Here is a 13,302-nt window from a genome sequence, read left to right as displayed (position 1 = left end):
GGGCGTCGAGGGAGGTGTGGTGGCCGAGAACAAGCGAGTGCCGGTGGGCGTGGACCCGTTCCGGCCCAACCCCGCTCGCGTCTACAACTACATGCTCGGCGGCAAGGACAACTACGACGCCGATCGCGACTACGGCGATCGGATGCTCGAGGTCGCGCCCGACACCAAGATCACCGCCTGGCACAGCCGGCAATTCCTGCTGAAGTCGGTGCGGCTGGCCGCCGAAGCGGGCATCCGTCAGTTCGTCGATATCGGTGCGGGCATTCCCATCTCGCCGAACGTGCACGAGGTGGCGCGGGAGATCGAACCGACAGCGATCGTGGCGTCCATCGACTACGACCCCGTCGTACACGCTCACAGCAACGCCCTGCTGACCGGAGCGCCGGGCGTGACGCCCATCCTCGCCGACATTCGCGAACCAGACAAACTACTCGAATTGGCGCACACCGAAGCGGGAATCGACTTCGCCCAACCGGTCGCCTTCCTGATCGTCGGCGTCCTGCATTTCGTCATGGACGACGAGAGCCCCTACGAGGCGGTGGCCCGATTCCGCGAGGCCATGGCGCCCGGCAGTCTGCTGATCATCCAGCACGCCTCGGTCAACACCCACCCGTTCTTCATGAACGCCACGACCAGCAATGCCGCCGGCACCCCCTCCCAGCCCAACTTCCGCACACCGGAGCAGGTGCGGGAATTCTTCGACGGCCTGGAGATGCTGCCCCCGGGCCTGGTCCCCGCGAACGAATGGCTGGAGGGCGAATTGAAACCGACCAGATTGGTAGTGCTCTGCGGCATCGGCCGCAAGAACTGAGATCGCCTGGGGCCGCGCCGAACTCGGGTCGAACCCGATAGCCGGTTCGAATCCGGCGGCAATCCCTGAGAGGTTGCCGTCAAGCTGCGCATTTCCCTCTGACGGGCGTCGTGGATTGGTTACGATCGGCGAGCAGGCCGAGGGAGGTGCGGTGTCCGAGAGCAAGCGAGTACCGGTGGGTGTGGACCCGTTCCGTCCCAACCCCGCTCGGGTCTACAACTACATGCTCGGCGGCAAGGACAACTACGACGCCGATCGGCTGGTCGGCGACCGCATGCTGCAGGTCGCCCCCGACACCAAGGACACCGCCTGGCACAGCCGGAATTTCCTGCTGCTGGCGGTGCGCAAGGCCGCCGAGGCCGGGATCCGCCAATTCGTGGACATCGGCGCGGGAATCCCCATCACCCCCAATGTGCACGAGGTCGCCCAGGGCATCGAGCCGACCGCGATCGTGGCCTCCATCGACTACGACCCCGTCGTGCACGCCCACAGCAATGCCCTGCTGACCGGAGCGCCGGGCGTGACGCCCATCCTCGCCGACATTCGCGAACCCGACAAACTACTCGAGTTGGCCAGTGCCGAAGCGGGAATCGACTTCTCCCAACCGGTCGCCTTCCTGATCGTCGGCGTCCTGCACTACGTCATGGACGACGAGGGGCCCTACGACGCCATAGCCCGATTCCGCGAGGTCATGGCGCCGGGCAGTCTGCTGGCCATTCAGCACGCCTCCACCAATACCCACCCGTTCTTCAAGACCACCTCCAGCAATGACACCGTCGGCAGCCCGGCCCAGGTCGACTTCCGCCCGCCGGAACAGGTGCAGCGCTTCTTCGAGGGCCTGGAGATGCTGCCCCCGGGCCTAGCAGCGGCCAACGAATGGCTCGAGGAAGACCTGAAGCCGACGAAACTGGTCGTGCTCTGCGGCATCGGCCGCAAGAACTAGCCCACCGCCGCCAGAAAGTCGGCCCGGGCCACGAGCGCGTCGGCGATCGGGCGCGGGCGGCGACCCAGCCCGCAGGCGCTCGCCACGCCGTCGACCGGGCGGCCCAGGGCGGCTTCGACGGTGCGCAGCGTCTCGATCTGCTCGGCGTCAGTGGGGCTTTCATGGACGCAACCGGCGTAGAAACGGGTACCCGAGGGCAGGTCCAGCCCCGCGAGGGGCGCGTAGAAGTCGGGACGGGTCGACGGCGGAATGTCACCGGCCGCGAGCGGACCGTGCACGAACTCCAGCACTCTTCCCGAAGGCCATTGCCGGGCAATCGAATTCGCCAAGGCCACCAGAGGTCGCGTGTCCCGCAACGTGGTTCGGGCCTTGTTCTTCAGGCTGCCCAGGCACAGGTGCACCCCGATGCGGGTCCCCGGCGGGGTCGCCGCGGCCATCTCGGCGATGCCGCTCGCCAAACCCAGTGCGGCGTCGACACGTCGGTGCAACGGCTGGGTCTTGGCCATGATCACCATCTCGGCGGTCGCCTCGAACTGCAGCACCACATCGTCGCCGGCCAGCGCGCGAATCGCCTCGATATCACGAATACTGGCGTCCTGGAAGGCTTTCCGATGCCGCCGCACCCCGCACATGCCCATGGCGATGAACGCCATCGTGAAGGCGGTGGGCATGCCGATCTGCAGGGACAGTTCGGGCAGATCGCGTTCCGCGCGCAGTCCCCGGAAGATGGGCAGCGCCTCCTGCGCCTCGGACAGGTAACCCAGTTCCATCATGCCGCCGGTCAACTCGACGCCGCGCGCGGCGCGGTGGATGGTGCGCTCGTGGCTGGAGAGCCAGGAGCCCTCCTTCTTCACCTCCAGCGCGCCCTGCGCCACCAGGTCGTCGATGATCGGCTGGATGTACCACTCGTAGCGACGCGTTTCCCCCGTCGGCAGCGTCCGCATCCGCGAACCCGCGCCGTCCAGCATCGCCCGCATCGCATCGGCCGTGCCATCGGCGGGAAAGCTGCCGACGAAGTGCACATTTCGCGCGCCCATACCGTGCATATTAGATCTTCAACCACGTTCCCGAATGGGCAGGTCGCGGAACTCCGTGTGGGGTATCGTCATTCGCCAGAAGATGGCCGGAACTCAGAACCGCTCCTGGGAAGGGATTCGGTGATGAAGAAGCTCTATGCCCGTTTGCTGAAGGCGTCATATCCCGCCGATCCGGAGTTGCTCGCGGCCAGTCTTCCCATTATCCAGGGCGAAGTGGTTCCGTACGCCATGTCGGATCCCGGCGCCCGTCAAATCTTCTTCTTCCTCGACGAGCAGGACGGGACCATGTTCTCGATCACGCTGTACGACACGGAGAAAGACCTCGAACACGCCATGCGCGATGCCGACAGCGAGCATCGCTACTCCACCCTCGCGCGGCTGGGCTACACGCCCGTCGACGCGCGTGCCCTGGAGGTGGTGGCGGGAGAGGTCGCCGGCGATGTCGCGGAAGTGGACTTCACCCAAGGGAATTCATAGACGTGCGCACCTCGCTCAGGGCGTTGGCCGTCGGCGCGGCGGCAACCCTGTTGTCCTTCACCCCCGGACTGGCCCACGCCGATCAGGCGCCGGCGGACCGCTGTCAGGACGTGACGTTCGCGGTGCCGCAGGGCACCGTCGCGGGCACCCTGTGCCTGCCGGACGGGCCGACCGACACGGTCATGGTCCTGGAGTCGGGGTCCAACTACAACCACCTGTACTGGGACTTCCCGTATCAGCCGGAGACGTACAACTTCCGGCGCGCCATGAACGCCGCCGGGTACGCGACGCTGGTGGCGGACCGGCTCGGCAACGGCGCAAGTAGCCGACCGCCCAGTTTCACGCTGACGGCCACCGAGACCGCGGACTCGCTGCACACCATGGTGCAGGCGCTGCGCGCCGGTCTGGCGGGCAATCCGCCCTTCGCCAAGGTGGTCACCGCGGGCCATTCGCTCACCTCCGGCACCGCCATCATGGAGGCCACCAGCCACCACGACGTCGACGGCATTCTGCTCACCGGCTACTCGCACACCCTCAGCGTGCCCGACGTGCTCGGCGTCATCAGCACCTACTACCAGGCCGTCGATGATCCCCAATTCGCCGGGCGCGGCCTCGATCCCGGCTACCTGGTGACCCGGCCCGGCACCCGGGCGGCCGACTTCTTCGGGATCGATCCGGATCCGCAGGTGCTCGCGCTCGACGAGGCCACCAAGGAAACCTTCTCGCTCACCGAGTATCCCGACGGCCTGCTGTCCACCCTGCCCGGTATGTCCAGCTTCATCACCGCTCCGGTACTCATCGTGGACGGCAGCCGCGACCGCATGGTGTGCGGGCCGGGCTTCAGCACCTGTACCGACACGGCCACGCTGTTCGCCAGGGAGAACCCCTACTTCTCCCCCGACGCGAAGTTGCGCACCTACGTGCTGCCCGACAGCGGGCACGCCATCAACCTCGCGCCCAACACCCGCGACTACCACGCCGTGGTCCTCGACTGGATGAGGTCCATCAGCGGCTGAGATCGTCCGCGGGCGTGCCGAACTCAGATCGAGAACGGTGCGCCCGCGCCCTCGGCGCGCATCGGCCCCTCCCGACGGGTGGACGCCAGCGGCAGCGCGATGTCCTCGAGCGAGCGTCCCTCCGCGTCGACGGCCAGGAACCAGGCGACCAAGCCGCCCGTGATCATGACGCCCGCACCGAGCAGATAGCCCAGGAACAGGCGAACCGGATGGGTGCCCTCCCCGATCAGCGCACCGTAGATGACCGGCCCCAGCGCACCGAAACACTGTGCGATGGCGAAGAACACGGCGATCGCCTTGGCCCGCACCTCGAGCGGGAAGATCTCGCTGACGGTCAGATACGCCGAACTCGCGCCCGCCGAGGCGAAGAAGAAGATGACGCACCAGCAGGCCGTCTGGGTGATGGCGTTGAGGACTCCGGCGTAGAACAGCACGGCCGAAATCGCCAGCAGCGCACCGGAGAGGATGTAGGTGCCCGTGATCATGCGGCGGCGGCCGATGGTGTCGAAGAAATGCCCGATGGTGAGCGGCCCGGCTAAGTTGCCGATCGCGAAGGCGATCAGGTAGATCGGCGTCGAGCCCGACGGCACGCCGTAGAACTTGCCGAGCACCAGCGTGTAGGTGAAGAAGATGGCGTTGTAGAGGAACGATTGGCTGATCATGAGGCTCGCGCCCAGAATGGCGCGGCGCGGGTACTCGCGGAACAGCACGCGGGTCAGCGCCAGGTAGCCGATGCGATCGGCGGGCTTGACGTCCATCGCGCGGGACTCGTCGACCGGCGGCAGCCGCACCCCGGTCGCCTCCACCTCCCGCTCGATCTCCTCGATGGAATCCTCGGCGTCGCTTGCCCGCCCGTGCATGATCTGCCAGCGCGGGCTCTCGGGCAGATGACGGCGCACGAACAGGATCACCAGGCCCAGCACCGGCCCGATCAGGAACCCGAGCCGCCAGCCCAGCGACAGGCTCAGGTGGTTGAGCAGAATATAGGTGCCGAGCGTGCCGATGATCGCTCCGGCCCAATAGGTTCCGTTCACCGCGATATCCACGCGTCCGCGATATCGGGCCGGAATCAATTCGTCGATGGCCGAATTGATGGCCGCGTACTCGCCGCCGATGCCGGTGCCCGCGATGAATCGGGTGACGTACAGGAATGCCACCCAGCCCGCGCCATTGCCCAGAGTGGCGGCGGTGAGCCCGCTTCCGACCAGGTACACGCCGAGGGTGACCAGGAACAGTTTCCGTCGCCCCAGCCGGTCGGAGAGGTTGCCGAAGACCAGCGCGCCGACCACCTCGCCGGCCAGGTACACCGTCGCGATCAGCCCGACCGCGGTCGAGGACATGTGCAGCGTCTCTGATTTGGTCAGCGTATCGGCGACCGCACTGGCCACCGTGATCTCGAGCCCGTCCAGAATCCAGGCGACGCCCAGCGCCATCACCAGGCGGGTATGAAATCTCGACCAGGGCAACCGATCTATTCGCGCGGGCACCAGGGTCCGCACCACTCCGCCGCCGAGCACCTCCGACATCGCAACTCCCGAGTCCGATTCCGCGTACTCTGTCTACCCATCGACCGCCGGGACAAACGATAGAGCACCGCTATCGCCCCGACCGGGAACTCGGCGCAGCCCGCGGAACTTCGCGCACAGCGCCTCCCGGACGGCCCGCACAGCGGCGCAGGTGGCGGGGCGCATCCGGACCGGCCCGAATATTCCGCGATGAGTTTCGCGAAGGTTGTGGCTAGCATCGGCGTTCGTGCGTTCAGTTTCCGGGGGAGATTTCCGAATTCGACTGATCGCCCTCATCGCGGGGGTGCTCGGTGTTGTCCTGGCGGTGCTCACACCGCTACTACCGGTCCGGCAGGATCGGGCGAGTATCGACTGGCCGCAGGCGCAGGCGGCGCAGATGACCGCACCGCTGGTGGATTACGTGCCGCTGACGCTGGATGTGAGCGTGCCGTGCGCGGTGCTGCGGGACATGCCGAGCGGGACGGTGCTGTCGACCGTTCCGGCGCAGGCGCCGGGCGGGGACGCCAAGGGGCTGATCGCACGGATCGAGGACAAGCCGGGAACCGGGCGCACGCTGTCGGTGACGCTGCGGAGCATTCCGCTGCTCACCGCGTCGATCTTCGAAATGACCGGGGTGGGAACGGCTTCCGAGCCCGCCAGCGCCACCCCGTCCGGTTCTGCGCCGACCGCCGCCCCGACCCCGACACCGGGTGCGAGCGCCACGCCGATCCCGCCCCCTTCCCCGGGCACTACCCAGATCCCGGCTCCTGCCCCAGGCGTGACGCCCAGCGCGAATCCGGCCGCCGCACCTACAGCGCCGAACGGGGCCGCTCCCGCCACCGGTGCGCCCCAGGCTCCCGGCGTGACTCCGCCGCCGGGATCTACTCCGCCGCCCGGTGCCACTCCGCCGCCGGGATCTACTCCGCCGCCCGGCGCGACTCCGCCGCCCGGTTCGACTCCGCCGCCCGGTTCGACTCCGCCGCCCGGTTCGACTCCGCCGCCCGGTTCGACTCCGCCTCCTGGTTCGACTCCGCCCCCGGGCAGCACGCCGCCCGCCGACGCGCCCGTGCCGCCCGCCAGCAGCGCCGCCCCCGGCACCGACACCGCGATCGGTCCCGGCGCGGGTGCCGGTCTGACGCCGAACATTCCGCAGCGTCCGGGTTGTGGTGCGCTCGTGGTGCATTCGAGCGCGACCGCCACCACCGCCGAGCTGACCGGGCTGAACCGCGCCGACGGCACTCCCTTGCGCACCAAGCTCGACAAGGATGTGCGCCCCCAGATCGTCGGCGTGTACACCGATCTCGACCGCGCGCGGCTCGGTGACGCCCGCCTGCACGCCGAGATCGATTCGCGCTTCTCGTCGAGTCCGAGCGCGCTGAAGCTGGCGGCGATGGCGGGCGCGGCGCTGTGCACGCTCATCGCCCTGGTCTGCCTCTACTTCATCGACGCCGCCGACGGCCGCCGCAGGCGCCGGTTCCTGCCCGCGCGCTGGTGGCGGATCACCCTCACCGACGCGGTCGTGCTGCTCGTGCTCGGCGTGTGGCATGTGATCGGGGCCAATACCTCCGACGACGGCTACATCCTGACGATGGCGCGGGTTTCCAGGTTCGCGGGCTACACCGCGAACTACTACCGCTGGTACGGGGTCGCCGAAGCGCCGTTCGGCTGGCCCTACGAACTGCTGGCGCAGATGACCCGGCTCACCGACGCGAGTCTGTGGATGCGCGCGCCCGCCCTGCTGGCCGCTGTCCTGTGCTGGTGGGTGATCAGCCGGGAAGTGCTCCCGCGCTTGGGTTCTCGCGTGCGCACCAGCTCCGCGGCGCGGTGGACGGCCGCGCTGGTGTTCCTGGCCATGTGGCTGCCCTACAACAACGGCCTGCGCCCCGAACCCTTCATCGCGCTGGGCGCGCTGCTGACCTGGTGCTCCATCGAACGCGCCATCGCCACCCGGCGGCTGCTGCCCGCCGCCGTCGCGGTGCTCATCGCGGCGTTCTCGCTGGCCGCCGGTCCGTCCGGATTGATCTGCCTGGCCGCGCTTTTCGCGGGATCGCGGCGGGTGCTGGCCATCCTCGTCACCCAGGTCCGGGCCGAATCAGGCCGGGCGCTGGGCCATCTCGCGCGCATCGCGCCGGTGCTGACGGCGGGCACGCTGGTGCTGACCGTCGTCTTCGCGGATCAGACCTTCGCCTCGGTCATGGAGGCGACCCGGGTGCGAAAGCTGGTCGGCCCCAATTTGTCCTGGCCGGACGAACCCACCCGCTGGATCTCCCTGCTGTCGCTGACGCCCGACGGATCGCTCGCGCGGCGCTTCGGTGTCCTCGCCATGCTGCTGTGCCTGGCGGTCTGCCTCGCCGTGGTGCTGCGCAAGGGCGGGCGGATTCCCGACACCGCGCGGGGGCCCGTGGCCCGGGTGCTCGGCATCGCGGTGATGTCGCTGCTGCTGATGGCGTTCACTCCCACCAAGTGGACCCACCACTTCGGCGTCTACGCGGGTCTGGCCGCCGCGCTGGCGGCGGTGACCGCGGTCGCGGTGGGCGGCAACGGTATTCGCGTGCGCTATCTGCGCTCGCTGTTCGCGGCCGCGGTGCTGTTCCTGGTGGCGTTCTGCTTCACCGGGTCCAATGGCTGGTGGTATGTCTCCGGCTACGGCGTGCGGTGGCCGGACCGGGCCCCGCTGCTCGGCGGGATCGGCATCTCGACAATGATCTTCGCGCTGGGCGGGTTGTGCCTGCTCGTCGCGGCCTGGCAGTACTATCGCGAGCCGTATCGCGAGAACGCTTCCGCTGCGCGGCCTTTCGACCGGATCGCGATTCGGTCGCTGACGGTGGCGGCTGCGGCGCTGGTGTTGTTCGAGGTGGGCACGATGGCCTTCGCGGCCTGGTCCCAATACCCCGCCTACTCGGTCGCGCTCTCGAATCTTCGTGCCCTGCAGGGCCATCCCTGCGCCATGGCCGATGACGTGCTGGTGGAGGACAAGCCCGAGGACTCTCTGCTCGTCCCCTACACCGGAACCCCGGCCGACGGGCTGGCCGCCGACAACAGCGGATTCACCGCCAATGGCGTCGGCGACCTGGCCCCCGAGGGCGCTGGTCCCGGTGGCGGGAGCGGCGGCGGTCAGAGGCCCACCCCGCCGCCCGGCGGCGGCCCCGCCGACAAGCCCAAGGCCGACCCCGGAATCAACGGCAGCACCGTCGCCCTGCCCTACGGCCTGGACCCCAAACGCACGCCGGTCCTGGGCAGCTACACCACCGCCCAACCGCAACCCGCCCATCTCACCACCCAGTGGTATCGCATGGATCTGGCTGCGGCACAGCGGGATTCCACCTACCACGTCCTGGTCCTGACGGTCGCGGGTCACATCGCCGGGAACGACGACGGCCATTCGATCGACGGCGCACAACTGCGTCTGGAGTTCGCCCGCCACACCGATGACGGCACCATCCAGCCCCTGGGCGACCTGACCCCGCCGAATGTCGGCGGCGCACCCGGCTGGCGCAACCTCCCGATCGCCCTGGATCGAATTCCCGCCGGTACCACCCTGATTCGCCTGGTCGCCAGGGCCGACGACCCCACCGGCAAACAATGGCTGGCGCTCACGCCTCCGCGCCTGCCGCACCTGTCCACCCTGGATTCCGTGGTCGGCCACGACACGCCCGTCCTCACGGATTTCCATGTGGGCCTGGCCTTCCCCTGCCAGCACCCCCTCGACCACCGCGACGGCGTGGCCCAGCTGCCGACCTGGCGCATCCTGCCCGACAAGCTGAACTCCCAGGTCTCCGAAACCTGGCAGGGCGACTCGGGCGGCGGCCCCCTCGGCTGGTCCACCCTGCTGCTGAAATCCCAGCCCGTCCCCTCCTACCTCGACCACGACTGGACCCGGGACTGGGGCGAACTCCAACGCCTCACCCCCTACAACGACGCCCCCACCGCCCCCGTCGACGTCCGCGTCGAAAACCGTTGGGGCTGGACCGACGACTCCCCCATCAAGGCGGCCTCGGATCCCACCCAGACCCACTGACACGACCGATCCGCGCTGACGTGACGGCGGCTGGTGAGCCACCGGATACCCTTGGCCGTGCCACTCACCTTTCCGTCGCATGCGTTGCCGGTGCTCCCGATGAAGATTCGATGGCCTCGGCGGTTGGACGGTGTCGCGCTGGTGGTCGGCTCCGCAGTCCCCGACGCCTCCTATCCGGTGGCGGGGTTCTTCTCGATGCCGGAGACTCACGCCCTCCCGGCACTGCTGTGGTGGTGTCTGCCCGTGGGCATCATCGCCACGGCGGTAATCCGTTGGGGCGCTCCACAGATCGCCGCCCACCTACCCCGCCTCGGAGCATTCGACCTCCCCGCCTACGGCGTACTCGGCACCGTGCGATACCGCTGGTACGTCACCTGCTACTCGATTCTGATCGGCGCGATCACCCATATCTTCTGGGACGGTTTCACTCACGACCCGGCCGGCGGCCACGGCTGGGGAGTCGCCGAATTCCCCGCGCTGCTGCGGCCGAGCCCACTCGGCAGACCCTGGTGGTATCTGCTTCAGCAGACATCGACCACAGCCGGTGCCGTACTGGCGGTCGGCCTGTTCTACTACATCGGCCGCCGCGGTCTGCTGCGAACCTGGCACGGTGCCCCGCCGCCCGTCCGCCGCGCACCGAAGCGCTTCTGGCTGACGACAACTCTCGTCGCCGTCCTCCTGCTGTCCCTTCTCCCCCTGATGCCCTTGCCGTTCCAGCCATTCGTCGTGGGAGTCCGCCTGCTCTATCTCGCGGCCCTGTCGCTGCTGGCAGGCGCGGCCGCAACGCGCTCGCCGGTCGCCGTCGAGCGGGCAGCGTTCTGGTCCGCTCCTAGGCCGTGACGACGATCTTCCCGGTATGGAGCCCCTTCTCGAGGAGGCGGTGTGCCTCGACGATGTCCTCGAGGGCGAACACCGTGTCGATGGCGGGTCGCAGTGTTCCGAGACGTACACCGGCATTGAGGAAGGCCGCCATACGCGCCACCACGACGGCGTCGAGGGTGTGCTCGAAGCTGCGGTAGCTGAAGATCGTGAGCGGCGTGCCGGTCGGGAAGGCCGTGGGCCGAGGGTCCAGGAAGCCGGCGACGACCAGTGTTCCGCCGGGGCGGGCCGCCTGCACGAGATCCTGCTGGCCGGGGCCCATGACCAGGTCGAGGATGATGTCCGCGCCGTTTCCGCCGGTATGGTGCCGGACGGCTTCGGCGAGGTCGGCGTGGTCCGTGGCGATGACCGCGGCGGCGCCGACGGCGAGCAGGTCGTCCCGCTTCGCGGCGTCCCGGGTGAGGGCGATGGGCACGGCCCCGATCTGGTTGGCGATCTGGATCGCCGCCCGCCCGACGCCGCCCGACGCGGCGGTGATGAGGACGTGATCGCCGGGCCGCATCCTCGCCTTCTCGATGAGCGCGCCGTAGGCGGTGGAGTAGGCGACCCAGATCGCCGCCGCCTCAGCGACTTCCAGCCCGGCCGGTCGGGCGACGACCCGGCTCGCGGGGACCGTGGTGTATTCGCCGTAGCTGCCCCGCGCGTTCGCGTCCGGAACGGCCGTGAGGATGATCGGATCGCCGATCCCGATCCCGGTGACCCCGGCGCCCAGCGCGTCGACGACGCCGGTTCCTTCGACACCCAGCCGAGCGTGCGGCAACGGCACGGGAGCGGGTGAGATGCCCGAACGCATCATCCGGTCGAGCGGGTTGACGGCGAAAGCTTCGATCCTGACCCGTATCTCGCCGGCAGCGGGCGCGACGACCGGCTCCTCGACGACGCGCAAGACCTCCGGGCCGCCGAACTCGTCGAATACGACTACTCGTGGCATGGTGACTCCTCCACATGCGGTGCTGAATTCGTTTGCCCCGACGACGTTACGGAGCCCTGAGTTACCTCCTGGTACCTTCGAATTCCATGCAGAACATGGCTGGACCGGCCTATCTGGCCGACTGCCCCACGCGCCTGGCGGTCGAGATCATCTCCGACAAATGGGCCGTGCTCGTGCTCTTCGGACTCAGCCGACAGCCGCGCCGGCACGGCGAACTCGTCGACCTCATCGGCGGTATCTCGCGCAAAGTCCTCACCCAGACCCTGCGCCGACTCCAGCAGTACGGACTGGTCGAACGCCGTGCCGAAGCGCCCCGGCGAGTCGAGTACAGCCTCACCGATCTCGGCCGGACCCTCGTCGAACCCATCGAGGTCCTGACGGCCTGGGCGAGAGACCACGGCGAGGCCATCGCCGACTTCCAGGAGGCAGCGCAAGCAAAGGCCACCGATATGTGAAAAGATCCGCCGCTACACGGAAAGCCGTGCAGCGGCGGATCTTTCGGTTCCGGGTCAGTTCTGCGGGGCCGGGCCGCCGGCGGGCTGGTCGCCGTTCGGGGGGCCGCCCGCGCCGTCGGCCGGCGGGGCGGGCTGGGCGCCCGGGGGCAGCGGCTTGCCGATGTGCTGGGCGATGTCGGGGAGCATGCGGTTGGCGACCTGCTCCCAGTTGCCCCAGTTGTGCACGCCGAGGCTGGGGAAGTCGTAGCTGACGTTGTCATAGCCGAGGCCCTGCAGCTTGGCCTGGAAGGCCTTGGTGTTGGCGAGGGCGATGCCCTCGAGCGGCATGCCCTGGATGACGGCGTCGGTCGAGGACAGATCCTGCTGGGCGGGGACCGCGCTACCGGCCGCGATGTAGAGGCGGGTGTTGTTGGCGATCAGCTGGTCGACGAAACCGTACGGGTCCATGCGATTCCACTTGGCGCTGCCCGCGGCGGCCATGGAGTCGATGTTGTAGCCGCCCGCGGCGAGCAGGGCCAGGCGCAGGGCGTCGCGCATGCCGGGCGCGGACATGTACAGGTAGCCGGAGAGCGAACCGGCGTAATTGAACTGGTCCGGATGGTAGGCGGCGAGGAGCAGGGACGCGCTGCCGCCGCTGGACAACCCGAAGACCCCGTTGCGAGAGTCACTGAAGCCCAGGCGATCTCGCAGCGCGTTGCGCAGGTTCTGGGTGAGGAAGGTTTCCCACTGGTAGGCGTAGGTCTTCCCGGAGGTCTCGTCCCAGCCCGCGATCGCCGAACCGGAATCCCGGCTGGGGAACAGGTTGGCGTCGGGGTTCGTGCCGCCGAAGCTGCTCGGGGCATCCCAGTCCTGGTAGAAACTGGACTCGCCGCCGACCGGCATCACCACATTGATATTGAACTTGGCCAGCGCGGCCGGAATGCTGGTGTGGATCTCCCAGCCGTTGTAATCGTTCTGCGCGCGCTCACCATCGAGCAGATACACCACCCGATCGGTATTCCCGTCCGCGGCCCGCACGATCCGAGTCTTCACCGAACCCATGCTGGAATCGACGTAGAAATCGAAGGCGTTCGGATTCGTATCCGCCGCAGCCGGACCGGCTACCACCCCGAACGGCAGCAGTGCGGCCACCGCGGCACCTATGAGGCCCCGCTTGGCCCATCCTCCCCGCATATCCTGTTTTGCCCTTCTGTTGTGCGGCCGACCCGCGGCCACTCCCCTCGATCCTCC

The 13,302-nt window shown here is 68.5% G+C and carries 11 protein-coding genes; 7 read left to right on the top strand and 4 right to left on the bottom strand.

The features are described 5' to 3' along the window. Positions 1 to 19 precede the first annotated feature (19 nt). Positions 20 to 811 carry an SAM-dependent methyltransferase gene (locus GPX89_RS30035; protein ID WP_328602455.1) on the top strand — a complete coding sequence of 264 codons (792 nt, stop codon included), beginning with the start codon at positions 20 to 22 and terminating at the stop codon, positions 809 to 811. A gap of 151 nt (positions 812 to 962) precedes the next feature. Then, on the top strand, positions 963 to 1,754 hold the full coding sequence (locus GPX89_RS30030) for an SAM-dependent methyltransferase (protein WP_328602454.1): 792 nt from the start codon (positions 963 to 965) through the stop codon (positions 1,752 to 1,754). Here the strand turns inward: GPX89_RS30030 and GPX89_RS30025 are convergent. Continuing rightward, positions 1,751 to 2,791: a hypothetical protein gene (locus GPX89_RS30025; protein WP_157391032.1), complete on the bottom strand. Its 1,041-nt coding sequence runs from the start codon at positions 2,789 to 2,791 to the stop codon at positions 1,751 to 1,753. The genes GPX89_RS30030 and GPX89_RS30025 overlap by 4 nt on opposite strands. Positions 2,792 to 2,914: 123 nt before the next feature. Between GPX89_RS30025 and GPX89_RS30020 the strand changes: the two genes are divergently transcribed. Both GPX89_RS30020 and GPX89_RS30015 read left to right on the top strand, forming a co-directional pair. Continuing rightward, positions 2,915 to 3,268, top strand: a complete 354-nt coding sequence (locus tag GPX89_RS30020) for a hypothetical protein (RefSeq protein WP_157391031.1) — start codon at positions 2,915 to 2,917, stop codon at positions 3,266 to 3,268. A gap of 2 nt (positions 3,269 to 3,270) precedes the next feature. Further along, positions 3,271 to 4,284, top strand: a complete 1,014-nt coding sequence (locus GPX89_RS30015; protein WP_328602453.1) for an alpha/beta hydrolase — start codon at positions 3,271 to 3,273, stop codon at positions 4,282 to 4,284. A 23-nt stretch (positions 4,285 to 4,307) separates the two neighbouring features. On the opposite strand, the gene GPX89_RS30010 is transcribed toward GPX89_RS30015, so the two are convergent. Beyond that, positions 4,308 to 5,810, bottom strand: coding sequence for an MFS transporter (locus tag GPX89_RS30010; protein ID WP_157391030.1), 1,503 nt, complete (start codon positions 5,808 to 5,810; stop codon positions 4,308 to 4,310). A 226-nt stretch (positions 5,811 to 6,036) separates the two neighbouring features. Here GPX89_RS30010 and GPX89_RS30000 point away from each other — a divergent pair, with 226 nt between their 5' ends. Beyond that, on the top strand, positions 6,037 to 9,807 hold the full coding sequence (locus tag GPX89_RS30000; protein WP_328602452.1) for an arabinosyltransferase domain-containing protein: 3,771 nt from the start codon (positions 6,037 to 6,039) through the stop codon (positions 9,805 to 9,807). A 33-nt stretch (positions 9,808 to 9,840) separates the two neighbouring features. Next, a complete protein-coding gene (locus GPX89_RS29995) occupies positions 9,841 to 10,647 on the top strand; it encodes a DUF4184 family protein (protein ID WP_328602451.1) in 807 nt (268 codons plus the stop codon). Here GPX89_RS29995 and GPX89_RS29990 read toward each other — a convergent pair. Then, entirely contained in the window at positions 10,637 to 11,617 is a 981-nt protein-coding gene (locus GPX89_RS29990; protein WP_157391028.1) for a zinc-dependent alcohol dehydrogenase family protein, read from the bottom strand. The two genes, GPX89_RS29995 and GPX89_RS29990, sit on opposite strands and share 11 nt — an antisense overlap. 86 nt (positions 11,618 to 11,703) lie before the next feature. On the opposite strand from GPX89_RS29990, the gene GPX89_RS29985 reads away from it, so the two are divergent. Then, complete coding sequence (locus tag GPX89_RS29985) at positions 11,704 to 12,072, top strand: winged helix-turn-helix transcriptional regulator (RefSeq protein WP_157391027.1); 369 nt, start codon at positions 11,704 to 11,706, stop codon at positions 12,070 to 12,072. Positions 12,073 to 12,126: 54 nt separating this feature from the next. On the opposite strand, the gene GPX89_RS29980 is transcribed toward GPX89_RS29985, so the two are convergent. Further along, positions 12,127 to 13,245 (bottom strand): alpha/beta hydrolase, encoded by a 1,119-nt coding sequence (locus GPX89_RS29980; RefSeq protein ID WP_157391026.1) that lies wholly within the window; start codon positions 13,243 to 13,245, stop codon positions 12,127 to 12,129. Positions 13,246 to 13,302 lie beyond the last annotated feature (57 nt).

This window comes from Nocardia terrae (assembly GCF_009760405.1).
In the GTDB taxonomy this organism is placed as follows: Bacteria; Actinomycetota; Actinomycetes; order Mycobacteriales; family Mycobacteriaceae; genus Nocardia; species Nocardia terrae.
The sequence above is the reverse complement of the archived record's forward strand: the minus strand, read 5'-3'. Positions and strand labels throughout refer to the sequence as shown.

What these genes read in the sequence shown, in the direction of transcription:
- GPX89_RS30025 (WP_157391032.1), bottom strand. Translation starts at nt 2,791, where the DNA reads ATGGGCGCGCGAAATGTGCACTTCGTCGGCAGCTTTCCCGCCGATGGC.
- GPX89_RS29980 (WP_157391026.1), bottom strand. Translation starts at nt 13,245, where the DNA reads ATGCGGGGAGGATGGGCCAAGCGGGGCCTCATAGGTGCCGCGGTGGCC.
- GPX89_RS29985 (WP_157391027.1), top strand. Translation starts at nt 11,704, where the DNA reads ATGCAGAACATGGCTGGACCGGCCTATCTGGCCGACTGCCCCACGCGC.
- GPX89_RS30020 (WP_157391031.1), top strand. Translation starts at nt 2,915, where the DNA reads ATGAAGAAGCTCTATGCCCGTTTGCTGAAGGCGTCATATCCCGCCGAT.
- GPX89_RS29990 (WP_157391028.1), bottom strand. Translation starts at nt 11,617, where the DNA reads ATGCCACGAGTAGTCGTATTCGACGAGTTCGGCGGCCCGGAGGTCTTG.
- GPX89_RS30010 (WP_157391030.1), bottom strand. Translation starts at nt 5,810, where the DNA reads ATGTCGGAGGTGCTCGGCGGCGGAGTGGTGCGGACCCTGGTGCCCGCG.